We start from the raw sequence: 21,670 nt of genomic DNA, 5'->3' as shown, positions 1-21,670 counted from the left end.
CCGGCGGGCGACCTCCCGCTCCTCCAGATAGGCCGCGTAGCCGCCGCCGTAGAGGTTGATCCGGTTCAGGGCCAGCCGGGCCGCGGTCGCCGAGACGAGGGCCGCGAACGCGCCCCGGGCCCACGAGCCGTCGTAGAGCTGGGCGAGGGCGGCGACCTGGCCGAGCAGGACGAGGACGAGGGTGAGGACGCCGAAGGGCCCGATGTCCGACTGCTTCATGATCCGCAGGGCGTCCTCGGCCGGCTTGCCGCTGCCGAGCCCGTCCGCGGTGTCGGCGAGCCCGTCCAGGTGCAGGCCGCGGGTGAGGGCGGCCGGTACGGCGGCGGTGGCGACGGCGGCGAGCGGGGCGCCCGCGCCCAGGAACAGCAGCAGCAGGCCGACGGCCGCCGCGCACGCGCCGACGGCCAGGCCGGCCAGCGGGGCGCACAGCATGCCGCCGCGCGCGGCCTCCCGGTCCCAGCGGGTCACCCGGACCGGCAGCGCGGTGAGGGTGCCGAAGGCGAAGCGGAGGCCGTCCGGCCAGGGGGTCTTGGACACCGGCGCAGGTTACCCGGCGGTCGCGAGGGGGCCCCGGGCGGCTGGGAATGGCGCCGGCGAAGGGCAAGGATAGAGTGATCATATGGGACATTGGTTGCAGCGGAACATCGTCGAGCCGGGCAAGCTGCCCCTGCTCCTCGCCCTCACCGCCTTCGTCCTGACCTTCGTGATCACCCGGGTCATCACCCGCATGATCCGGGCCGGCAAGGGGCCGTTCGGCAACGTCAGCGCGGGCGGGGTGCACATCCACCACGTGGTCCCCGGCGTCGTCCTCACCATCGTCGGCGGCTTCGCCGCGGTCGCCAGCGGCCGGTTCGGCTTCGGCTCGGGCCTGGCCGCGGTCGTCTTCGGCATCGGCGCCGGCCTGGTCCTCGACGAGTTCGCGCTGATCCTGCACCTCGACGACGTCTACTGGACCGAGGCCGGCCGGCAGAGCGTCGAGGTCGTGGTGGTCACGGCCGCCCTGGTCCTGCTGCTGCTCGCCGGCTTCCTGCCCTTCGGCGTCAACGACCTGTCCGCCGGCGAACTGCACGACCGGGGCGCCGCCGTCCTCAGCATCGCCGTCAACTTTGCCTTCTCCCTGATCGCCCTGAGCAAGGGCAAGGGGCGTACCGCGATCTTCGGCGTGATCGTGCCGGTCGTCGCCCTGGTCGGCGCGATCCGCCTGGCCCGCCCCGGCTCCCCCTGGGCCAGACGCTTCTACCGCAACCGCCCGCGCGCCCGCGCCCGGTCCATGCTGCGCGTCTACCGCCACGACCGCCGCTGGGCCGGCCCCCGCCGCCGGCTTCAGGACCTGATCGGCGGCAGACCCGACGAGCCGGTGGTGCCCGCCCTGCGCCGGTGACGCAGTCCCGACACCGCCGACAGCGCCAGCACCGCGGCGATCGCCGCCAGATGCTCCTTGCCGGCCAGGTTCCCCTTCAGCAGCACCTCGACGATCATCGCCACGACCACCCCGGCCGCCGTCAGGTACGCCCCGTGGCGCAGCCCGAGGAACACCGCGAGGCCGACCACCGCCGCCGACGGGCCGGTGTCCACCACCCGCGCGTCCGAGCCCGGCAGCCCGAGCAGTCCGTCGGGGCCCAGCCAGATGCCGACCCGCGCGAACAGCGTCCCGGCGAGCGTGGCGAGGTAGGCGACCGTGAGCGTCCGCCACCAGCCGAGACAGATCTCCGCGATCCCGAACACGAACAGGATCTGCGCCAGCGCCCCCCACACCGGCAGGTCCAGCGCGGGCACGAACAGCGACAGGGGGGTCCGCGACAGGGCGAGCCACAGCGGCTCCTCGGCCCGTACGGACCCGGCGTTCTGCACGAGTCCGAAGCCCCAGCACTGGTTCTGCACCACCTGCACCGCCGCCGTCAGGCAGACCGCCCCGAGCGTCATCGGGACCGCCCGCCACCCCCGCTCGACCAGTGGCCCGCGCACGGTGACGTACAGCGGTCCCCACTCGGCGCGGGCCCGGCGGGCTAGGGCGTTCATGCACGGGTCTCCAGGTGCTTGCGGTGCAGCCACTTCGGCAGCCCCGGCGCCTCCAGGAACCCCTCCGCGCGCGCCGAGGCGATGGCGATGCGCGGCAGGTCCGCGCTCTTCTCGAAGAGCAGGAACCGGGGCTCCCAGATGGGCCGGTACTTGGCGTTGGCGCGGTACAGCGACTCGATCTGCCACCAGCGTGAGAAGAAGCTGAGCAGTGACCGCCACAGCCTCAGCACCGGCCCGGCGCCGAGGCGCGCGCCACGTTCGAAGACCGATCGGAACATCGCGAAGTTGAGCGAGACCTGAGTGATCCCGGTCTCCCGGGCCCGGCGCAGGAGGTCGATGACCATGAACTCCATGAGTCCGTTGTCGGCGTCGCGGTCCCGCCGCATCAGGTCGAGGGACAGCCCATGCGGCCCCCACGGCACGAAGGACAGCAGTGCCTTCAACTCGCCCTGGGCGTCGGTGCATTCGAGCATCACGCACTGTCCGTCCGCCGGGTCCCCGAGGCGTCCCAGCGCCATGCTGAAGCCGCGCTCGGTGGCCCCGTCGCGCCAGTCGTCCGCGCGCCGGACCAGCTGTGCCCGCTCGTCGGCCGGGATGTCCTCGTGGCGGCGGATGCGCACGGTGTAGCCGGCGCGCCTCACCCGGTTGTAGGCCTGCCGCACGGTCCGCATGGCACGCCCCTCCAGGGTGAAATCGGCCACCTCCACCAGGGCCTCGTCGCCGAGTTCGAGGGCGTCCAGGCCGTGCCGGGCGTACACCGTCCCGGCCTCCTCGCCCGCCCCCATCACGGCCGGGATCCAGCCGTGCGCCCGCGCCTCGGCGAGCCAGGGCGCGATCGCGCCGGGCCAGGCCTCCGGGTCGCCGAGCGGGTCACCGGAGGCCAGCGACACCCCGCCGACGACCCGGTAGGCGACGGCCGCCTTGCCGGTCGGCGACCAGACGACGCTCTTCTCCCGGCGCAGCGCGAAGTAGCCGAGGGAGTCGCGGTCGCCGTGGCGCTCCAGCAGGGCCCGCAGCCGTTTCTCGTCGTCCTCGGTGAGCGGGTCGACGGCGCGCCGGGAGCGGAACGCGGCGTAGAGGACGGCGAGGACGAGGACCGTACTGAGGACGTTGACGGCGACGCTGACCCAGTTCGGCGTGGAGATGCCGGGGTAGTGGGAATCGTCGGCGGCGACCGAGACCAGCCCCAGCGTGCCGTAGCGCCAACGCTCCGCGAACGTCGAACGGTGGGCGTCGTCGGCCTGGTTGGTGGCCGTCACCAGCAGCGCGGCGAGCAGCGAGGACACCAGGAGGCCGCCCACCGCGACGGCCGCGGCGAGTTTCGGGTTGGACCGGTCGCCCTTGGCGTAGAACTCCCGCCGGCCCAGGAGGAGGGCGGCGACGAAGGCGGCGGTGAGGGCGAGGGAGATCCAGTTCTGCGCGTACCGCCGCATCTCCGGGAAGGCCATGGCGAAGCCGAACAGCGCGAGGAACGGGCCGCCGAGCGCGAGGTTCAGGATCCACGCGGCCCGTTTGCGCCGCCGCATGGTGATGGCGAGGAACGCCGTGAACACCCCGGAGGCGAAGCCGGCCGTCAGCAGGTACGGCGTGAACAGGTTCTCCTGGTTGTGGCGCCGCACGTCCTGCCCCAGGGAGACCCATACCGCACTGAGGAAGTTGACGAACGCGACCGCCCGCAGGTACCAGACGGCGAAGGCGGCGGCCCGCCGCGAGGCAGCGGTGGGCCGGTGGTCCCGAACGGGCGCAACGTGGACATCTCCCATGAAGGGTGATCATATGGGCGCCGTCGCGGCGAACGTCCGCATTGGGCGGCCGGGCACGGCTCCGCCCCGGTGATTACTCCTTCGGCTCCGCCGGCGTTCCGGAATCCCCCGTCTCGCCGGCCTCGGCGGCCCGCGCGAACTCCCTGAGCTCGGCGAAGGCGTCCGGCTCGGCCCGCACGCCGGACTCCCCGGCGCGGCCGGCCTCCCGGACCTGCCCGGACGTGCCGGCCTGGGCAGGAGCGCCGGGCTCCTCGGACGTCCCGGGCCGCTCGGCAGGCGCGGACCCCACGGACTCGTCGGCCGGCCGGTCGGCGGCGCTCACCGGCTCCGGGGAAGCGTCGGCCTCGTGACCGGTGGACCGCAGCTCCGGGTACGTCTCGGCCTCGTGGCCGGTGGGCTGCGGTTCCGGGGAAGCCTGGTCGACGGGCTGCGGCTGCGAGGAAGCCCCGACCTCCTGTTCGGCCGACCGCGCCTCCCGGGGTGCCCCGGTCTCCTCCTCGGTGGACCGCGGTTCGCCGGAGCCGGTCTCCGCCGGCTCGCCGTCGGCGGTCGTCCCCTGCTCCGTCTGCTCCGTCTGCTCCGGCAGCTCCGGCAGCTCCGCCGCGAGGGCCGCCGCGGCCTGGACCAGGGGCAGCGCCAGCAGGGCGCCCGCGCCCTCCCCGACCGTCACCCCGTGGTCCAGCAGCGGTTCGAGCGCCATCCGGTCGAGTGCCTTGGCCTGGCCCGGCTCCCCGCTGTTCTGGCCGGCCAGCCACCAGTCCGGCGCCCGGAACGCGATCCGCTGGGCCACCAGCGCGCAGGCGGCCACCACGACCCCGTCCAGGATGACCGGAAGCTTCCGTACCGCGCTCTGCAGCAGGAAGCCCGTGATCGCCGTCAGGTCGGCGCCGCCCACCGTCGCCAGCAGCTGGAGCTGGTCGCCGAGCACGGGCCGGGCCCGCCGCAACGCGTCCCGGATCGCCGCGCACTTGCGCATCCACGCCAGGTCGTCGATCGCCAGCCCGCCCCGCCCGGTCACCACGGACGCGTCGGTCCCGCACAGCGCGGCGACCAGCACACCCGCCGCGGTCGTCCCGCCCACGCTCACATCGCCGAGCACCACCAGATCCGTACCGGAGTCGGCCTCCTCGTCGGCGACCGCGGCGCCGGCCCGGAAGGCGGCCTCCGCCTCCTCGGCGGTCAGCGCGTCCTCCAGGTCGATCCGTCCGCTGCCGCGCCGCACCCGGTGCCCCGCGACCTCGGCGGGCAGGGTGGCGGGGTCGCAGTCCAGGGCCATGTCGACGACCCGCACCGGCACCCCGAGGCGCCGGGCGAGCACGGACACCGGACGGGCGCCCTCCAGCACCTCGCGCACCAGCCGTCCCGCGGTGCCCGCCGGCCGTGCGGAGACGCCGAGTTCGGCGATCCCGTGGTCCCCCGCGAAGAGCACCACCCGGGGCCGTTCGATCGGCCGCACCGGCACGGACGACTGCGCCGCCGCGAGCCACTCACCGAGCTCGTCCAGGCGGCCCAGCGCCCCGGGAGGCACGACCTGACGCTCCCGACGCGCCTCGGCGTCGCGGCGCACCCCACCGTCGGGGCGCTCGATCAGATCGGTGAAGTCGTCGAGATTAAGCGGGCTCATTCGCCGAACAGTACCGGCCCCGATCGAACGGATCGGCGCCACATGGCCACCACGTCTCCCGCACGTCGTTGCACCCGGGATCATGATCCCTTACGTTCCCATTTGCACTGGATTGTCGTACGACCTGCCGTACGGCCCGCGCACCCGGGAGCCGCCCATGTCCGCACCCTCCGCACCGTCCGCCCCACCGGCGTCCTCCGGGGATCCGGCGCCCCCCGCACCGACCGCCCCGCCGGAGCCGGCCGCCGAGTGCGGCCCCCGCCTGCCCCCGGTGTACGAGCCGCGCCGCGCGGACTGCCCCTGGTGCGCGTCGAAACGGCTGCGCGGTCCGGGCGCCCTCCCCGTCGACGAGTGCCGGGACTGCGGTCACCTGTTCCAGAACCCCCGGCTCACCGTGGGGAGCCTCGCCGCCCGCCTCGGGGACGCCGGTGAGGGATGGTCCGCGGTCCGCCGTCACCGCTCGGCCGCCCGCGCGATGCTGTCGTTCCCGGAGCCGGAGGGCTGGCTCGACGTCGGCGCGGGCCGGGCCCACTTCGCGGCGGTGGCCAAGGAGTTGTTCCCGTACACGTCCTTCGACGGCCTCGACCCCACGCCCCGCGTGGAAGCGGCGCGCGCGGCCGGCCGGCTCGAGGAGGCGTACGTGGGCCCGCTGACGGACCCGCACCTCGTGGCCCGGCTGCGCGGCCGCTACGACGTGGTCAGCATGTTCCAGCACCTGCAGCGCGCCCCCGACCCGCGCGAGGAACTCCGCGCCGCCCTCGCGGTCCTGCGGCCCGGCGGCCATCTGCTGCTCGAACTCCTCGACCCGCACAGCGTGCCGGCCACCGTGCTGCGCCCCTGGTGGCTGGCCCGCACCCAGCCCCGCGCCGTCCACCTGATCCCCCCGGCCAACCTGCGGGCCGTGCTGGAGGCCCAGGGCTGCACGGTCGTCACCCCGGGCCGGCGTGCCCGCCTGGCCCAGGTGCACCGGCTCGTCGTCCGCAAGGCGACCCGGACGACCCGGGCGGTGCCCGTCCGGGTCCCGGCGGACCCGCCGGCCTCGCCGGCCGCCCCCGACTCACCCTCGTAGCGTGACCGCCTGGCCCGCCACCACCAGCAGGACGTGCTCGCACTCGCTGGCGAACGCGGCGTTCAGGCGGCCCAGTTCGTCCCGGTAGCGGCGGCCGGACGCGGTGGCCGGCACGATCCCCGAGCCGACCTCGTTCGACACGGCGACCAGGGTGCGCCGGGTGGCCCGCACCGCCTCCGTCAGCTCCCGCACCCGCTCCCGCAGCGCACGCTCGCCGCCGTCCGCCCACTGCGCGTCGTCCCACGCCCCGGCGGAGTCCATCGCGTCCGTCAGCCACAGCGACAGACAGTCGACCAGCAGCGGCGGCCCGTCCTCGGCCAACAGCGGTACCAGGTCGCAGGTTTCGGACGTACGCCAGGAACCCGGTCGCCGCTCCCGGTGGACCGCGACCCGTGAGGCCCACTCGGTGTCCCCGCCGCGGGTGCCGCCCGTCGCCACGTACAGCACGTCGGGGAAGGCCTCCAGCCGGCGTTCGGCCTCCAGCGACTTTCCCGACCGGGCCCCGCCCAGCACCAGTGTCCGCCGCGGCACGTCCGGCACGTCCGCCACGTCGGGATAGACGCCCACCGTCAGAGTGGTCCCGTCGGGCACCGCCCGCGCGCCCGCCGCCGCCAGCCGCCGCCGCAGCTCGGGCCCCGGCGGCACGTCGTGGTCGAGGTGCACGGCGACGACGTCCGTGGCCGGCCCGACCGCGCCCACCGCGCGCAGCCTCGCCAGCGCGTCCGGCCGCCCCACCACGTCCGCGAGGACCAGGTCGTACGCCTCGGCCGGCCGGCCGTCGAGGCCGGCCGGCGCGCCACCGGGCGGCAGGTACAGCAGCCGCCGGCCGTCGGGGCCGGTCACCGCGTAGCCGGTGCCCGGCGCGTCCATCGCCACCGCCCGCACCCGATGACCCGTCAGCAGCGCCAACTCCCGCCCGTCGGGCACCCGGCCGGGCTGCGGCAGCCCGGCCGGCACCTCGACCGCCGGTCCGTTGTGCGGATGCGTCAGCAGCACCTGCCGTACGCCGGTCAGCGACTGTCCCGCCCGCGCGGCGGCGAGCGCCGCGCCGGGCGTCAGGTCGAGCAGCAGCGTGCCGTCCACGAGCAGCGCGGTCGCCGCCCGCGCGTACGCGCCGAGCGCGGTCGCGCAGGCCGCGCAGGGGCAGTCGGGTCGGGGAAGTCCCGCGGGGGCGCCGGTGCCGAGCAGAGTGAGTTCCACGCCCTGATTTTGGCTTGTCCCAGCAGGTCTTGCGCGTCCGGCTAGGCTCTGAGCGGGAGCCGGACCAAGATCCGGCTTCCGCTCTGCATGTGCTCATACGTTGGAGGCGTACATGGCGGCATGGACGTGGCGGTTCGAGAAGGCCGACGGGGCGGAGGTCCAGCCCTCGGTCGTGCCCGAGGAGTTCACCACGCAGGGGGACGCCGAGTCCTGGATCGGGGAGCACTGGAAGGACCTGCTCGAAGGCGGCGCGGACCAGGTGCGGCTGTTCGAGGACTCCGCGGAGATCTACGGGCCGATGAGCCTGCGCGCGGCCGAGGACGCGTAACGAGCGGGGCGGCGGTCCCACAGGGCCGCCGCCCTCCGTCCACCGGCGTGTTCGGGGCGGGTCAGCCGCGGACGCCGCACAGGTGCAGCAGCGCCGCGACCCTGCGGTAGGGATCGGTCCGCCCCGCGCGTTCCTCGGCGGCCAGCAGACTCTCCAGATCGGCCGGGATCCCGGCCGAGTCGGCGGCCGTGTCCGTGAAGACCCGCACGCCGTACCACGCCTGCAACGGCGCCCCGATCCCCGCGAGCGTCCCGGTCAGCGTGTCCAGCCGGTCCGCGCGGACGTCCAGCCCGAGCCGGTTGCGGTACGACACCGAGTCGAAGGCGTCCAGCGCGCCCGCCCAGTCACCGGACAGCCCCGGCCGCATGGCCAGCGCGTCGCCGTTGCGCACCAGCAGCGAGAGCAGCCCGCCCGGGGCGAGCATCCGGCCCAGCCCCGCCAGCAGGGCGTCCGGACCCTCGACGTACATCAGTACGCCGTGGCACAGCACGACGTCGAAACTGCCGGGCAGGAAGTGCACGCCGGTGTCCCGGCCGTCGCCCTCCACGATCCGCATCCGCTCCCGGATGCCCTCGGGCTCCCCGGCCAGCGCCTCACGGGCCGCCGCGACCATCCGCGCGTCCTGCTCGAGACCGGTGACCTGGTGCCCGGCCCGGGCCAGCCGCAGGGACTGCGTGCCCTGGCCCATCCCCACGTCGAGCACCCGCAGCCGCCGCCCCACCGGGTACCGGCCGACTATCTGCTCGTCGAGCTGCCGGGCCACCAGCTCCTGCCGTACGACATTGCGCAGACCGCCCAGCCCGCTCAGCCAGGCGTCCGCCGCACCCCCGGAGAACGACGTCGCGCTCAGGGCCGCTCTCCGCGCTTGACCTGCGGCTTCGGCAGCCGGAGGCGACGCATCTGGAGCGAGCGCATCAGGGCGTAGGCGACGGCGCCCTTCTTGTTCTGGTCCCCGAAGCGCTCCGCCAGCTTCTTCTTCAGGCGGAAGCCGGTGGCGATCGAGTCGAGCACGATCAGCACGATCACGACGAGCCACAGCAGCAACGCGATGCTCTGCAGCGCCCCCACCCGCACCATGCTCAGCACGAGGATGACCACGGCCATCGGCAGGAAGAACTCGGCCACGCTGAAACGCGAGTCGATGAAGTCACGCGCGAACTTGCGGACCGGGCCCTTGTCGCGGGCCGGCAGGTACCGCTCGTCGCCGCCGGCCAGCGCCTGGCGCTGCCTGTCCATCTGCGCACGGCGCTCGTCGCGCTGGCGCTTGGCGGCGTCCTTGCGCGTCGTCGGCGTCGTGGCGACGCTGCGACGCTGGGACTGGGCCTCACTGCGCTTGGGCGTGGGGCGGCCCTTCGGGGCCTGCGGATGACGGGACTGAGTGGAGTCGGTCACCGCCGCCTTGGCGGCGGGGCCCTTCTCTTCCTTGGCGCGGCTACGGAACACAAAACCCAAGGGTACGGGGTGCGAGGGCATGGACCCCAGCCCGCTGGGGAACGATCCGGCAACACCAGTCGTCATGAAGGGGACAGAGGGGACGTTGCACGCGCTTCCGCCCGCCGGTGTCCTGGGTGTCCCTGAGAGACCCCCCGGGTTTCCCCGGGAGACACCTACTCCCTACGCCGGAGCGGGATCGCGCGCAGTCGTCCTTGGGGAGGACCACATCCGTCCCCGAACAGTGCGGTAATGGATGCAGGGCCCGTACTGTGGGTTCTGTCGCAGGTGCTGAAGCCGGAGTCCGTCAGAAGGGGGCGCGCGAAGCCCATGAGCGGTGTCATGAAGCGTATGGGGATGATCTTCCGCGCGAAGGCGAACAAGGCCCTTGACCGGGCCGAGGACCCGCGCGAAACCCTCGACTACTCGTACCAGAAGCAGCTGGAGCTGCTCCAGAAGGTGCGCCGCGGTGTCGCCGACGTGGCGACCAGCCGCAAGCGGCTGGAACTCCAGCTCAACCAGTTGCAGTCGCAGTCCACCAAGCTGGAGGACCAGGGCCGCAAGGCGCTCGCCCTCGGCCGCGAGGACCTGGCCCGCGAGGCGCTGTCCCGCCGTGCCGCCCTCCAGCAGCAGGTGACCGACCTGCAGACGCAGCACGCCACGCTCCAGGGCGAGGAGGAGAAGCTCACCCTCGCGGCCCAGCGGCTCCAGGCCAAGGTCGACGCCTTCCGCACCAAGAAGGAGACGATCAAGGCCACGTACACCGCGGCCCAGGCGCAGACCCGGATCGGCGAGGCGTTCTCCGGCATCTCCGAGGAGATGGGCGACGTCGGCATGGCGATCCAGCGCGCCGAGGACAAGACCGCGCAGCTCCAGGCGCGGGCCGGCGCGATCGACGAACTGCTCGCCTCCGGAGCGCTCGACGACCAGTCCGGGCTGGCCAAGGACGACATCCAGAGCGAGCTGGACCGGCTCTCCGGTGGTACTGATGTGGAGCTGGAACTGCAGCGCATGAAGGCCGAGCTGGCCGGCGGTCCCTCCGCGGGCCAGCAGGCCATCGAGGGCGGCGCCGGACAGCCGCAGTCCCAGCAGCAGCCGCAGGACACCCCGCGCTTCGACAAGCAGTAGTCACCGGACGGCGGCCGGGGTCCACGCCGAGGAGGGCGACATGATCGTTCGGATCATGGGTGAAGGACAGGTGAGGCTGGCCGACAGCCACCTCACCGAGCTGGACAGACTGGACGACGAGCTCCTGGCCGAGATGGAGAAGGGCGACGGCCCCGGCTTCCGCCGCACCCTCGGAGCCCTGCTGTCCAGGGTCCGCGAACTGGGCGTCCCCCTGCCCGACGACTCCCTGGAGCCGTCCGGGCTGATCCTCCCGTCGCCCGACGCGACGCTGGAGGAGGTCCGGGACCTGCTGAGCGACGACGGGCTCATTCCCGGCTGACCCCGCCCACCCGCCTTCCGGATCCGGCCGATCCGCCGGTGTCCGCCGGCGCCCGGTCCGACGCGAAGTGACGGGCCGGGGAGACTCCTCCCACAGGTCCGTCCCGTTCCGCCCCGGCCCTGGCTTCCGTACCGTTGCCGGACGTGAGCACCCTCGATCGCGCCCGGCGCCGGCTGACAGCGCATCCGCTGGCCCTGGACGCCGTCCTCGCGGCCGGCGTGCTCGGCTGCATGGTGGCCGGTTCGTTCGTGGACCCGCACGGCGAGAACGGCGTCAGCTGGGGCGTGCGCACCCCCGACCCGCTCAGCCTGGTCCTGATGACCCTCGGCGCCGCCGCCCTGGTGTTCCGCCGCCGGGCCCCCATGACCGTGCTCGCCCTGACCGGCACGGTCTCCCTCGTCGAGTGCGTCACCGGTGACCCCCGCGCCCCCGTGGCCATGTCCGCGGTGATCGCCCTCTACACCGTCGCCGCCTCCACCGACCGCCCCACCACCTGGCGCGTCGGCCTGCTCACCATGACCGTCCTGACCGGCGCCGCGATGCTCGGCGGCCCCCTGCCCTGGTACGCGCAGGAAAACCTCGGCATCTTCGCCTGGACCGGCATGGCCGCCGCCGCGGGCGACGCCGTCCGCAGCCGCCGCGCCTTCGTGCACGCCATCCGCGAGCGCGCCGAACGCGCCGAACGGACCCGCGAGGAGGAGGCCCGCCGCCGGGTCGCCGAGGAACGCCTGCGCATCGCCCGCGACCTGCACGACGTCGTCGCCCACCACATCGCCCTGGTCAACGTCCAGGCAGGGGTGGCCGCCCACGTCATGGACAAGCGGCCCGACCAGGCCAAGGAGGCCCTCGCGCACGTTCGGGAGGCGAGTCGTTCCGCGCTCAACGAGCTGCGTGCGACGGTCGGCCTGCTCCGGCAGTCCGGCGACCCGGAGGCGCCCACCGAACCGGCGCCGGGCCTCGACCGGCTCGACGAACTGGTCGGCACCTTCCGCAGCGCGGGCCTGCACGTCGAGGTCGCCCGCGCCGACCACGGCACCACGCTGCCCGCCGCCGTCGGCCTGGCCGCCTACCGGATCGTGCAGGAGGCCCTCACCAACGTGCAGAAGCACGCCGGGAGTGCGGTGAAGGCCGAGGTCAGCGTCGTGCGCGTCGGACCGAACGTCGAGATCACCGTGCTCGACAACGGCTCCGGCGAGGACGAGGACCCCGACACCGGCGGCGGCCACGGACTGCTCGGCATGCGGGAGCGGGTGACCGCCCTGCGCGGCACCCTCACCACGGGTCCCCGCTACGGGGGCGGGTTTAGGGTGCATGCGATCCTGCCGGTCAAGGTCCGCACCGCCGCCACGCGAAAGCCGGGGGAGCCCGTATGACGATCCGTGTCCTGCTCGCCGACGACCAGGCGCTGCTGCGCAGTGCCTTCCGGGTGCTCGTCGACTCCGAGCCCGACATGGAGGTCGTGGGCGAGGCGTCCGACGGCGCCGAGGCGGTGCGGCTGGCCGGGGAGCAGCGGCCCGACGTGGTGCTGATGGACATTAGGATGCCCGGCACGGACGGGCTCGCCGCGACCCGCATGATCAGCGCCGACCCGTCCCTCACCGACGTCCGCGTGGTCATCCTGACGACGTTCGAGGTCGACGACTACGTGGTGCGGTCGCTGCGCGCGGGCGCCTCCGGGTTCCTCGGCAAGGGCTCCGAACCCGAGGAACTGCTCAGCGCGATCCGGGTCGCGGCCGGCGGGGAGGCCCTGCTGTCCCCGGCGGCCACCAAGGGCCTGATCGCCCGCTTCCTCGCCCAGGGCGACGGGGACGAGGACCGCGACCCGGCCCGCGCCGAGAAGCTCGGCACGCTCACCGTGCGCGAACGCGAGGTGCTGGTCCAGGTGGCCGGCGGGCACTCCAACGACGAGATCGCCGAGCGGCTGGAGGTCAGCCCACTCACCGTGAAGACGCACGTCAACCGGGCCATGGCCAAGCTGGGCGCCCGCGACAGGGCCCAGCTCGTGGTGATCGCCTACGAGTCTGGCCTGGTCCGTCCACGGGTGGACTGAGCGGCCGTGCGTGCCGCGCGCCCGCCCCCGGTGGAGCGGGAGCTCGTGGAGGCGCGCGCACAAGGGGTCGGACGACGGGGCCGGGCACCTGAGGTGCCCGGCCCCGTCCGCCCAGCGAAGAGCAGCCGGTTTACGGCAGCGCCAGCATCCGTTCCAGCGCGAGCTTCGCGAACGTCTCCGTCTCCCGGTCCACCTCGATGCGGTTGACCAGGTTGCCCTCGGCCAGCGACTCCAGGGTCCACACCAGGTGGGGGAGGTCGATGCGGTTCATCGTGGAGCAGAAGCACACCGTACGGTCGAGGAACACGATCTCCTTGTCCTCGCTCGCGAAACGGTTCGCCAGCCGCCGTACGAGATTCAGCTCCGTGCCGATGGCCCACTTCGAGCCGGCCGGAGCGGCCTCCAGGGCCTTGATGATGTACTCGGTGGAGCCGACGTAGTCCGCCGCCGCCACGACCTCGTGCCGGCACTCCGGATGCACCAGTACGTTCACGCCGGGTATGCGGGTGCGCACGTCGTTCACCGACTCCACGCTGAAGCGGCCGTGCACCGAGCAGTGACCCCGCCACAGGATCATCTTCGCGGCCCGCAGCTCCTCCACCGTCAGCCCGCCGTTCGGCTTGTGCGGGTTGTAGAGGACGCAGTCCTCCAGCGACAGCCCCATGTCCCGCACGGCGGTGTTGCGGCCCAGGTGCTGGTCGGGCAGGAACAGCACCTTCTCGCCCTGCTCGAACGCCCACTCCAGGGCGCGTTCGGCGTTGGAGGAGGTGCAGATGGTGCCGCCGTGCTTGCCGGTGAACGCCTTGATGTCGGCCGAGGAGTTCATGTACGAGACGGGCACGACCTGCTCGGCTATGCCGGCCTCGGTCAGCACGTCCCAGCACTCGGCGACCTGCTCGGCCGTCGCCATGTCGGCCATCGAGCAGCCGGCCGCGAGGTCGGGCAGGACCACCTTCTGGTCGTCGGACGTCAGGATGTCCGCGGACTCCGCCATGAAGTGGACACCACAGAAGACGATGTACTCGGCCTCCGGGCGCGCGGCCGCGTCACGGGCCAGCTTGAAGGAGTCGCCCGTGACGTCGGCGAACTGGATGACCTCGTCGCGCTGGTAGTGGTGGCCGAGCACGAAGACCCTGCTGCCGAGCTTCTCCTTGGCGGCACGGGCGCGCTCGACCAGATCCGGGTCGGACGGCGAGGGCAGGTCGCCGGGACACTCGACGCCCCGCTCGCTCCTCGGGTCGGCCTCACGGCCGAGCAGCAACAGGGCGAGGGGCGTCGGCTGTACGTCGAGCTCCTGCGTCTGGGCGGTGGTCACGTCACGCACCCTTTCTACTTTTCGTCTAACTGACGCTATCTATCATATCCGGTTCACGTCACTTTGACGACGGCCATAGCGTCGATGTGACATCAATCCCGGTGCCGGAACCCGGTGGAGGCGGTGGCCCGGGGTACCCGGTGCCGTCCGGCGGTCGCTGTTCGCTTCGCCGCGCGTGTGCGAGCATGAAGAGAGAGACGAGAAAGAAGCGCTCTGCCCGGAATGAATCCGCCGCTCCGCCGGTTGCAACCGTCGGCAAGCAGTCTCCGTACAACCTTGGAGAGATGTAGATGTCCGTATCGGACGAGACCAGCACCGTCACCGACGGCATCATTCTGTCCGACGCCGCCGCGGCGAAGGTCAAGGCCCTGCTCGACCAGGAAGGCCGTGAGGACCTGGCGCTGCGTGTCGCAGTCCAGCCCGGTGGCTGCTCCGGCCTGCGCTACCAGCTCTTCTTCGACGAGCGTTCCCTCGACGGCGACGTGGTCAAGGACTTCGACGGCGTCAAGGTCGTCACCGACCGCATGAGCGCCCCGTACCTGGGCGGCGCGTCGATCGACTTCGTGGACACCATCGAGAAGCAGGGCTTCACGATCGACAACCCCAACGCGACCGGCTCCTGCGCCTGCGGCGACTCCTTCAGCTAGGAGCTGCCCGGCCCGTCGTCCGCCCGGACGGCACCGGCCCGACCGCGCGAAAGGCGGCGGCCCCCTTCGACGGGGCCGCCGCCTTCGCGCTTCCCGGCGCGTCCGGGATCGGCGCTGGTGCCGTGACCGGAAGGGTTTGCCGGAAGCTCGCGGCGTCCGGCGCGGTGCGTCGCAAGGCGGAGCATCGCCCGCGTACTGGATGTACTCGGGTGATGCGACAACGCGGCGAAGTGCCGTGCCGGGCGTCGCGAGCCGGTGAACCTTTCCGGTCACGACACTAGCGTGCCTCGGTCGTCGCCGGCAGCCGCGCTCCGGCCTTCTCCAGCGGGACTCCCGCGCCGTCCGCGTCGACGACCTTGCGGTCACCCAGCGGCGCGTCCAGCCGCACGGTCTTGTGGTACTGCTTCGCGATCATGATGCAGACCTTGTCGGGCCAGGGCGTCGCGGTCACCTCGACCGTCACCCGGACGGCGGACTCGCCCGCCGACACCTTGTAGTCGGCGCAGACACCGCCCGTGAACGCCACGGTCAGCTCCTTGCCCTCGGCCGTGTAGCCGTCCACCGCGACCGGACGCGGGGCCGCCGTCGAGGTCGCCCCGTCGCTCGGCGCGGCCGGGTCCGTGGTCGTCAGATACGCCGGGTCGACCGCCGGATGCGTCACCGTGAAGGCGTCCTGCGCCCCCGAGGCCCGCACCCCGAACAGCCAGGACGGCACCAGCGCCGCCCGCCCGTCCACCACGTGCGCCGCGAGCCCGAACACGGCGGTGTCCACCGTGATCGTGTTCCGAGCCGGCGTGGCCGTCGGCGCGGCCGGCGACTTCGGGGCGGACGTCGACGTCGAGGAGCCGCAGGGCGCCTCCAGCCGCTCCCCGAGGGGCACGGGACTGGCGCAGCCGCCGATGCCCATCCGGTGGTCGGCCACCGGCTCGGTGTTCATCCGGTCCAGCGTCTCGTCCGCGCCCAGCACCGGATACGTGTCGCTCTTCACCGGCGCCTCCAGCCGGCCGCTGCCGCCGATCACCTGGCCGTCGGCGCTGACGGTGAGCCCGGTCGTCCAGCCGTAGGTGGGCAGCCCGCCGATCACCGGATCGGCGTTCACCACCCGCTGGGCTCCCATGACCCGACTCGCGTCGACCTTGGCGTCGTCCTGGCCGACCGCCTTGAGGACCGGGGCGGCCGCCTTCTTCGCGGCCTCCTCGCCCACCGTGTCCCCGGCCGGGTTCGCGGGGTCGTCGGCGCACACCATCGCGCTCTTGCAGGAGTCGGTGCCCGGCAGGTACCGGTGGAACGTCCAGGCGCCCGGCGCCTGCCGGCCCACCCGCAGGCTGGGGCCCGCGCCGTCCGTCACCGGCCCGACCTGCCAGTCCTGGCCGCGGACCACCGGGGTTCCGTCCACGCCGAGGGCCTTCGCGAGGCGGGCCACCTCGTCGCGGGTGACCTCGCCCTTCGCCCGGTACACCGGCGCCGAGGAGGGGCCGTCCGGGAGGGTGCCGGCGGCGCGGTAGGTGACGCCGTAGGGGTTCGGCTCGCCGGGCGCGATGCCGTTGGTACCGCCCTCCTGCCCGGCGGAGTCCTCCAACAGAAGTGGCGGGGGAGTGCCGTCGGAGCCCGGGGCGGCGGAGCCCGGACGGGCGTCCGCACCCCCGGAACCTCCGGAGGCGGTGGCCGCGAAGTACGCCCCGCCCCCGCCCACCAGCAGCACGGCGGCCGCGACGGAGGCGACGACGAGCGGGGAGCGCCGCCGGGCCGGCTCGGCGGAGGCGGGGTCGAGGTCGGGGGCGTGGGGCGGGTGGCCGGCGTCCGCGTCCGCGTTGCCGGACACGGGGGCGGGGGCGGTGGTCGCGGTCACGACGGCCGCATCCGGATGCGGTGCCTCGGCCTCGGCGGTCCCGGAAGCCTCCTCGGCCTCGGCGGTCCCGGAAGCCTCCTCGGCCTCGGCGGCGTCGCCCGTTGCAGAAGCTTCGGCACCACCTTCAGCGGCTACGGCCGCTGCGGCGGGAGTGTCCGACGCGCCCGAGCCGGACCCCTCCGAACCGTCGGCGCCCTCCGAGTCGTCCACGGCGTCCGCGTGGTCCGAGGCCGGCTTCGGGGTGGCCTTCGCCTCGCCCCCTTCAGAGGCCTCGGCCCCCTCGGTCGCCCCGACGGAGCTGTCGACGCTCTCGACGGCCTCGGAAGCCTCGGCCCCCTCGGACGCCCCGACGGAGCTGTCGACGCTCTCGACGGCCTCGGAAGCCTCGGCCCCCTCGGACGCCCCACCCGTCCCGGAGGCCCCCGCGGCGTCGTCGTTGTCGGGTCGCTCGGTGTTCACCGCATCGCTCCTTCGGCTGCGCACAGTCCCTGTGGTCCCGACCCGGCCCCGCCCGTTCGGGCGTGCCGGTGGGTCGTATCCCGCATCCCCTTTCCGGGGGACGGCGATGGGACGCAGCGGGGGAGCGCACGGTTCCCCGAAGAGCGCGCGGTTTGGAAAAGAGCGCCGGGCGGCTCCCCCCGGTCAGTCCCCGTAGTCCGACATCGCGTCCAGCAGCCGGGCCGACGCCGGCGGCACGGTCACGCCGTGGATGAGCGACGGGGACACGGGCAGGGCGGTGATCCGGTCGGGAGCGGCCCAGTGAGGGGCCATCCGGGCGCAGTCGACCCGCAGCGACGCGAGGTCGCCGTCCGGGTCGGCCGGGACGGGGGCATGGACCTTGAGGTTCGTCATGGCGGCACCGTAAGCACGTCGAAGTCCGCGGAGAAAGATCTACTATCGGGTAGTTTTGCATGCTTCCCGGTGGCACGCAGCCTCGCAGAGCCCTGCCCGACCCGGTAGCGTGAACTGTCAAGTCGTCTCCCCGCAGGAGAGTCCACGCCGTGCGCATCGCAGTCACCGGCTCCATCGCCACCGACCACCTCATGACCTTCCCCGGCCGATTCGCCGACCAGTTCGTCGCGGATCAGCTGCACACGGTCTCGCTCTCCTTCCTGGTCGACAACCTGGACGTCCGCCGGGGCGGTGTCGGCGCGAACATCGCGTTCGGCATGGGCCAGCTCGGCACCCGGCCCGTCCTCGTCGGCGCCGCAGGCTTCGACTTCGACGAGTACCGCGCCTGGCTCGACCGGCACGGCGTCGACACCGAGTCGGTGCGCATCTCGGAGACGCTGCACACCGCCCGCTTCGTGTGCACCACCGACGCCGACCACAACCAGATCGGCTCCTTCTACACGGGCGCCATGAGTGAGGCCCGGCAGATCGAGCTCAAGACCGTGGCCGACCGGGTGGAGGGACTCGACCTGGTCCTGATCGGCGCGGACGACCCGGAGGCGATGCTCCGCCACACCGAGGAGTGCCGCTCCCGCTCCATCCCGTTCGCCGCCGACTTCTCCCAGCAGATCGCCCGGATGAACGGCGACGAGATCCGGATACTGCTGGACGGAGCGACGTACCTCTTCTCGAACGAGTACGAGAAGGGCCTCATCGAGTCGAAGACGGGCTGGAGCGACGCCGAGATCCTCACCAAGGTCGGCCACCGCGTGACCACTCTGGGCTCGCGCGGGGTGCGCATCGAGGCCGTCGGCGCGGACCCGATCGAGGTGGGCTGCGCGGAGGAGGAGCGCAAGGCCGACCCCACCGGCGTCGGCGACGCCTTCCGGGCCGGTTTCCTCTCCGGCCTCGCCTGGGGCGTCCCCCTGGAGCGCGCCGCGCAGGTCGGCTGCATGCTCGCCACGCTGGTCATCGAGACGGTCGGCACCCAGGAGTACACCCTGCGCCGCGCCAACTTCATGGACCGTTTCACCAAGGCCTACGGCCACGACGCCGCCGCCGAGGTCCGGACGCACCTCGGCTGACCCGCCCCACCGGCTCAGGAGAGCCGGCGGACCACGTAGGCCGAGCCCTGGTCCGCCGGCTCCTCGCCGACGTACTCCTGTCCCCGCATCTGGCACCAGGCCGGGATGTCCAGCCGGGCCGCCCCGTCGTCGGACAGGACACGGACCAGGCCGCCCACCGGCACGTCCCCGATGACCTTCGCCAGTTCGATCACCGGGACCGGGCAGCGCCGGCCGAGGGCGTCGACGACCAGGACGTCGTCCCGCACCGCCGTCTCGGGGGCCACCGCCCCCAGTTGCTCGCGCACCGCGGCGACCGCCCCCGGCAGCACGTCCAGGAACCGGTCGACCTCCTCTGCCGGGGTCCCGGGCGGCAGCGACACGCGGACGTTCCCCTCGCTCAGCACGCCCATCGCCTTCAGCACATGGCTGGGCGTCAGCGTGCTGCTCGTGCAGGACGAACCCGAGGAGACGGAGAACCCGGCCCGGTCCAGCTCGTGCAGCAGGGTCTCGCCGTCGACGTAGAGACAGGAGAAGGTGACGATCCCGGGCAGCCGCCGCTCCGGGTCGCCGACCACCTCCACGTCCGGCACCGTCCGCGCCACCCGCGCCCGGATCCGCTCCGTCAGTTCCCGCAGCCGGGCCGCCTCCAGGGCCGCCTCGGCGCGCACCGCCCGCAGCGAGGCCGCCGCGGCCACCACGGCCGGGATGTTCTCGAACCCGGCCGCCCGCCCCGACTCCCGCTCGTCCACCGGCCCCTGGGGCGCGAACCGCACCCCCTTGCGCACGGCGAGCAGGCCGACACCCGAGGGGCCGCCCCACTTGTGGGCGCTCGCCGTCAGCAGCGACCAGTCGCCCGCCACCGGCGCCCAGCCCAGCGACTGGGCCGCGTCCACCAGCAGCGGCACGCCCGCCCTCCGGCACGCCTCGGCGACGGCGGCCACCGGCTGCTCGGTGCCCACCTCGTGGTTGGCCGACTGGAGACAGGCCAGCGCGGTGTCGGCGCGCAGCGCGCTCTCGTACGACTCGACGGCCACCGCGCCCGAACGAGCGACCGGTACCTCCGTCACCGTTCCGCCGTCCGCCTCGAACACCTCCGCCGAATGGAGGACCGAGGAGTGTTCGACCGCTGACACGATCAGGTGACGCCCGACGCGGCGCCGGCCCGCCAGCGCACCGGCGATCCCGGAGTGCACCGCGCGCGTGCCGGAGGAGGTGAAGACCAGTTCGTCCGGCCGGCACCCCACCGCCTCGGCCGCCGCCTCCCGCGCCGCGTCCAGCAGCAACCGGGCCCGTCGGCCCTCGCGGTACAGCCGCGCCGGGTCGGCCCAGCCCTCGTCGAGGGAGGCCAGCAGGGCCTGGCGGGCCACGGGATGGAGGGGGGCGGCCGAGGCCGCGTCGAAGTAGGACACACCGCAACGGTAGGACTCAGGGCCCCCGCGCCGAAGCGCGGGGAACGGCGCGACCAGCCGTCACGTCGCCGCGACCGCCCTGGATCCGGGTCTCCCGGCCCGCCGTCCACCCCGGACTCACCGTCAGAATCGGCCCATGGCCGCCCAACCCGGCCCGTCGGCGTGACCCGGTGAGCCATGTGCGGCGCGTTGCCCCCCCTCCCCGCGCGACCCCAAAACGCGTCCAGTAGGGTTTGGTCCGCATAAACATCCAAACCCCTGCCCGACGCAGGGCGGCGACCGACCAGCGAGAAGGCCGCAGCCGTACAGCGCGGGCGAGACTCTCGGGAAGGCGCTACGTGAGTCCCAACGGCTCCGACCGCTCGCCGCGGCGCCCGATGCGGCGGAAGCTGCTGCAGGCACTGACCGCGGGCCTGGTCCTGGCGACCGCGACCGGTTGCACATACAAGGACTTCCCCCGCCTTGGCATGCCCACCCCGACCACGGAAGAGGCTCCGCGGATCCTCTCCCTGTGGCAGGGCTCGTGGGCGGCCGCGCTCGCCGTGGGCGTGCTGGTGTGGGGCCTGATCCTGTGGAGCGCCATGTTCCACCGGCGCAGCCGCACCAAGGTCGAAGTTCCCCCACAGACCCGGTACAACATGCCGATCGAGGCGCTGTACACGGTGGTCCCGCTGATCATCGTCTCGGTGCTGTTCTACTTCACGGCTCGTGACGAGTCGAAGCTCCTCAGCCTCGACAAGAAGCCCGACGTCACCATCAACGTCGTCGGCTTCCAGTGGAGCTGGGGCTTCAACTACGTCGAGCCCGTCGCGGGTTCCACCGGTGACGCGAAGACCGACAAGAACCTGGCCGCGATCCCGAACCGGTTCGCGGACGCGTTCCCGGCGAACGCCGGCGGTGTCTACGACGTCGGTACGCCCGGCACGCGGAACCCGCAGACCGGCAACCCCGGCCCGACCCTCTGGCTCCCCAAGGGCGAGACGGTCCGCTTCATCCTCACCTCGCGCGACGTCATCCACTCCTTCTGGGTGCTGCCGTTCCTGATGAAGCAGGACGTCATCCCGGGCCACACCAACTCCTTCCAGGTGACGCCCAACAAGGAGGGGACCTTCCGTGGCAAGTGCGCCGAGCTCTGCGGCGTCGACCACTCGCGGATGCTGTTCAACGTGAAGGTCGTCTCCCCGGAGCGCTACCAGCAGCACCTCGAAGACCTCGCCAAGAAGGGGCAGACCGGTTACATTCCCGCCGGCATCGCGCAGACGGGCCACGAGAAGGACCGGGAGTCGAACGTCCTGTGAGTATCCTCAACGAACCCCAGGGTGCCGCGGCAGCAGGGTCCCACTACGCGGACGAGCTGCCGGTCCGGCGCCAGAGGCGTGGCGAAATCGTCATCAAGTGGCTGACGACCACTGACCACAAGACGATCGGCACGCTGTACCTGGTCACGTCGTTCGCGTTCTTCTGCATCGGTGGCGTGATGGCGCTGTTCATGCGCGCCGAGCTGGCCCGGCCGGGTCTGCAGATCATGTCGAACGAGCAGTTCAACCAGGCGTTCACGATG

General features: G+C 73.1%; 20 protein-coding genes and 2 pseudogenes. 11 read left to right on the top strand and 11 right to left on the bottom strand.

Translation table 11 applies throughout. The features are described from left to right. Nucleotides 1-537, bottom strand: a 537-nt coding sequence (locus ABZT03_RS38130) for an adenosylcobinamide-GDP ribazoletransferase (RefSeq protein WP_356047960.1), incomplete at its 3' end; no start/stop codon positions are given. A gap of 82 nt (nt 538-619) precedes the next feature. Here ABZT03_RS38130 and ABZT03_RS38125 point away from each other — a divergent pair. Next, the gene (locus ABZT03_RS38125) at nt 620-1,381 is read left to right on the top strand and encodes a hypothetical protein (protein ID WP_356047958.1); all 762 of its coding nucleotides are present in this window, start codon (nt 620-622) and stop codon (nt 1,379-1,381) included. On the opposite strand, the gene ABZT03_RS38120 is transcribed toward ABZT03_RS38125, so the two are convergent. From ABZT03_RS38120 to cobT, 3 genes and pseudogenes are all read right to left on the bottom strand, one after another. Beyond that, the gene (locus ABZT03_RS38120) at nt 1,324-2,019 is read right to left on the bottom strand and encodes a hypothetical protein (protein ID WP_356047956.1); all 696 of its coding nucleotides are present in this window, start codon (nt 2,017-2,019) and stop codon (nt 1,324-1,326) included. The genes ABZT03_RS38125 and ABZT03_RS38120 overlap by 58 nt on opposite strands. Continuing rightward, nucleotides 2,016-3,782, bottom strand: a complete 1,767-nt coding sequence (locus tag ABZT03_RS38115) for a phosphatidylglycerol lysyltransferase domain-containing protein (RefSeq protein WP_356047954.1) — start codon at nt 3,780-3,782, stop codon at nt 2,016-2,018. The genes ABZT03_RS38120 and ABZT03_RS38115 overlap by 4 nt, the downstream gene beginning before the upstream one ends. Nucleotides 3,783-4,347: 565 nt before the next feature. Continuing rightward, nucleotides 4,348-5,406: pseudogene (gene cobT / locus ABZT03_RS38110) on the bottom strand (nicotinate-nucleotide--dimethylbenzimidazole phosphoribosyltransferase); the annotation flags it as partial. Between the two features lie 157 nt (nt 5,407-5,563). Here cobT and ABZT03_RS38105 point away from each other — a divergent pair. Then, entirely contained in the window at nt 5,564-6,475 is a 912-nt protein-coding gene (locus ABZT03_RS38105) for a class I SAM-dependent methyltransferase (protein ID WP_356047952.1), read from the top strand. Here the strand turns inward: ABZT03_RS38105 and ABZT03_RS38100 are convergent. Then, nucleotides 6,464-7,675: a bifunctional adenosylcobinamide kinase/adenosylcobinamide-phosphate guanylyltransferase gene (locus ABZT03_RS38100; protein ID WP_356047950.1), complete on the bottom strand. Its 1,212-nt coding sequence runs from the start codon at nt 7,673-7,675 to the stop codon at nt 6,464-6,466. The genes ABZT03_RS38105 and ABZT03_RS38100 overlap by 12 nt on opposite strands. A gap of 112 nt (nt 7,676-7,787) precedes the next feature. On the opposite strand from ABZT03_RS38100, the gene ABZT03_RS38095 reads away from it, so the two are divergent. Beyond that, nucleotides 7,788-8,003 (top strand): hypothetical protein, encoded by a 216-nt coding sequence (locus tag ABZT03_RS38095; RefSeq protein WP_356047948.1) that lies wholly within the window; start codon nt 7,788-7,790, stop codon nt 8,001-8,003. Between the two features lie 61 nt (nt 8,004-8,064). Here the strand turns inward: ABZT03_RS38095 and ABZT03_RS38090 are convergent, their stop codons facing one another. Together ABZT03_RS38090 and ABZT03_RS38085 are read right to left on the bottom strand one after the other, a co-directional pair. After that, the gene (locus tag ABZT03_RS38090; RefSeq protein ID WP_356047946.1) at nt 8,065-8,766 is read right to left on the bottom strand and encodes a methyltransferase domain-containing protein; all 702 of its coding nucleotides are present in this window, start codon (nt 8,764-8,766) and stop codon (nt 8,065-8,067) included. Between the two features lie 83 nt (nt 8,767-8,849). Further along, nucleotides 8,850-9,521 carry a DUF3043 domain-containing protein gene (locus ABZT03_RS38085; protein WP_356047944.1) on the bottom strand — a complete coding sequence of 224 codons (672 nt, stop codon included), beginning with the start codon at nt 9,519-9,521 and terminating at the stop codon, nt 8,850-8,852. 243 nt (nt 9,522-9,764) lie between these two features. Between ABZT03_RS38085 and ABZT03_RS38080 the strand changes: the two genes are divergently transcribed. The 4 genes from ABZT03_RS38080 (at nt 9,765) to ABZT03_RS38065 (ending at nt 12,931) form a co-directional block, all read left to right on the top strand. After that, nucleotides 9,765-10,562: a PspA/IM30 family protein gene (locus ABZT03_RS38080; protein ID WP_356047942.1), complete on the top strand. Its 798-nt coding sequence runs from the start codon at nt 9,765-9,767 to the stop codon at nt 10,560-10,562. A 40-nt stretch (nt 10,563-10,602) separates the two neighbouring features. Further along, a complete protein-coding gene (locus tag ABZT03_RS38075; RefSeq protein ID WP_356047940.1) occupies nt 10,603-10,881 on the top strand; it encodes a hypothetical protein in 279 nt (92 codons plus the stop codon). A gap of 143 nt (nt 10,882-11,024) precedes the next feature. Further along, nucleotides 11,025-12,254 (top strand): sensor histidine kinase, encoded by a 1,230-nt coding sequence (locus ABZT03_RS38070; RefSeq protein WP_356047938.1) that lies wholly within the window; start codon nt 11,025-11,027, stop codon nt 12,252-12,254. Beyond that, the gene (locus ABZT03_RS38065; RefSeq protein ID WP_356047936.1) at nt 12,251-12,931 is read left to right on the top strand and encodes a response regulator transcription factor; all 681 of its coding nucleotides are present in this window, start codon (nt 12,251-12,253) and stop codon (nt 12,929-12,931) included. The genes ABZT03_RS38070 and ABZT03_RS38065 overlap by 4 nt, the downstream gene beginning before the upstream one ends. A 130-nt stretch (nt 12,932-13,061) precedes the next feature. Here ABZT03_RS38065 and nadA read toward each other — a convergent pair whose 3' ends face one another. Then, complete coding sequence (gene nadA, locus ABZT03_RS38060) at nt 13,062-14,246, bottom strand: quinolinate synthase NadA (protein WP_356047934.1); 1,185 nt, start codon at nt 14,244-14,246, stop codon at nt 13,062-13,064. Between the two features lie 290 nt (nt 14,247-14,536). On the opposite strand from nadA, the gene erpA reads away from it, so the two are divergent. After that, nucleotides 14,537-14,893 carry an iron-sulfur cluster insertion protein ErpA gene (gene erpA, locus ABZT03_RS38055; RefSeq protein WP_030039301.1) on the top strand — a complete coding sequence of 119 codons (357 nt, stop codon included), beginning with the start codon at nt 14,537-14,539 and terminating at the stop codon, nt 14,891-14,893. Between the two features lie 277 nt (nt 14,894-15,170). On the opposite strand, the gene ABZT03_RS38050 is transcribed toward erpA, so the two are convergent. Then, entirely contained in the window at nt 15,171-17,201 is a 2,031-nt protein-coding gene (locus ABZT03_RS38050) for a hypothetical protein (RefSeq protein ID WP_356047932.1), read from the bottom strand. 183 nt (nt 17,202-17,384) lie between these two features. Next, on the bottom strand, nt 17,385-17,594 hold the full coding sequence (locus tag ABZT03_RS38045) for a hypothetical protein (RefSeq protein ID WP_356047931.1): 210 nt from the start codon (nt 17,592-17,594) through the stop codon (nt 17,385-17,387). A 149-nt stretch (nt 17,595-17,743) separates the two neighbouring features. Between ABZT03_RS38045 and ABZT03_RS38040 the strand changes: the two genes are divergently transcribed. After that, nucleotides 17,744-18,718, top strand: coding sequence for a carbohydrate kinase family protein (locus tag ABZT03_RS38040; protein WP_356047929.1), 975 nt, complete (start codon nt 17,744-17,746; stop codon nt 18,716-18,718). 14 nt (nt 18,719-18,732) lie between these two features. Here the strand turns inward: ABZT03_RS38040 and ABZT03_RS38035 are convergent, their stop codons facing one another. Then, nucleotides 18,733-20,109, bottom strand: a complete 1,377-nt coding sequence (locus ABZT03_RS38035; RefSeq protein ID WP_356047928.1) for an aminotransferase class V-fold PLP-dependent enzyme — start codon at nt 20,107-20,109, stop codon at nt 18,733-18,735. 338 nt (nt 20,110-20,447) lie between these two features. Between ABZT03_RS38035 and coxB the strand changes: the two genes are divergently transcribed. Both coxB and ABZT03_RS38025 read left to right on the top strand, forming a co-directional pair. Beyond that, nucleotides 20,448-21,407 (top strand): cytochrome c oxidase subunit II, encoded by a 960-nt coding sequence (gene coxB / locus ABZT03_RS38030; protein ID WP_356047926.1) that lies wholly within the window; start codon nt 20,448-20,450, stop codon nt 21,405-21,407. Beyond that, nucleotides 21,404-21,670: pseudogene (locus tag ABZT03_RS38025) on the top strand (cytochrome ubiquinol oxidase subunit I); the annotation flags it as partial. The gene coxB and the pseudogene ABZT03_RS38025, both read left to right, overlap by 4 nt.

The sequence above is a fragment of the Streptomyces sp. NPDC005574 genome, from assembly GCF_040605435.1.
In the GTDB taxonomy this organism is placed as follows: Bacteria; Actinomycetota; Actinomycetes; order Streptomycetales; family Streptomycetaceae; genus Streptomyces.
This window is presented reverse-complemented; position numbering and strand designations above follow the sequence as displayed.

Coding starts and splice junctions, on each gene's coding strand:
- erpA (WP_030039301.1), top strand. CDS start 14,537: ATGTCCGTATCGGACGAGACCAGCACCGTCACCGACGGCATCATTCTG.
- ABZT03_RS38105 (WP_356047952.1), top strand. CDS start 5,564: ATGTCCGCACCCTCCGCACCGTCCGCCCCACCGGCGTCCTCCGGGGAT.
- ABZT03_RS38125 (WP_356047958.1), top strand. CDS start 620: ATGGGACATTGGTTGCAGCGGAACATCGTCGAGCCGGGCAAGCTGCCC.
- ABZT03_RS38115 (WP_356047954.1), bottom strand. CDS start 3,782: ATGGGAGATGTCCACGTTGCGCCCGTTCGGGACCACCGGCCCACCGCT.
- ABZT03_RS38085 (WP_356047944.1), bottom strand. CDS start 9,521: ATGACGACTGGTGTTGCCGGATCGTTCCCCAGCGGGCTGGGGTCCATG.
- ABZT03_RS38065 (WP_356047936.1), top strand. CDS start 12,251: ATGACGATCCGTGTCCTGCTCGCCGACGACCAGGCGCTGCTGCGCAGT.
- ABZT03_RS38075 (WP_356047940.1), top strand. CDS start 10,603: ATGATCGTTCGGATCATGGGTGAAGGACAGGTGAGGCTGGCCGACAGC.
- ABZT03_RS38045 (WP_356047931.1), bottom strand. CDS start 17,594: ATGACGAACCTCAAGGTCCATGCCCCCGTCCCGGCCGACCCGGACGGC.
- ABZT03_RS38080 (WP_356047942.1), top strand. CDS start 9,765: ATGAGCGGTGTCATGAAGCGTATGGGGATGATCTTCCGCGCGAAGGCG.
- ABZT03_RS38095 (WP_356047948.1), top strand. CDS start 7,788: ATGGCGGCATGGACGTGGCGGTTCGAGAAGGCCGACGGGGCGGAGGTC.
- ABZT03_RS38120 (WP_356047956.1), bottom strand. CDS start 2,019: ATGAACGCCCTAGCCCGCCGGGCCCGCGCCGAGTGGGGACCGCTGTAC.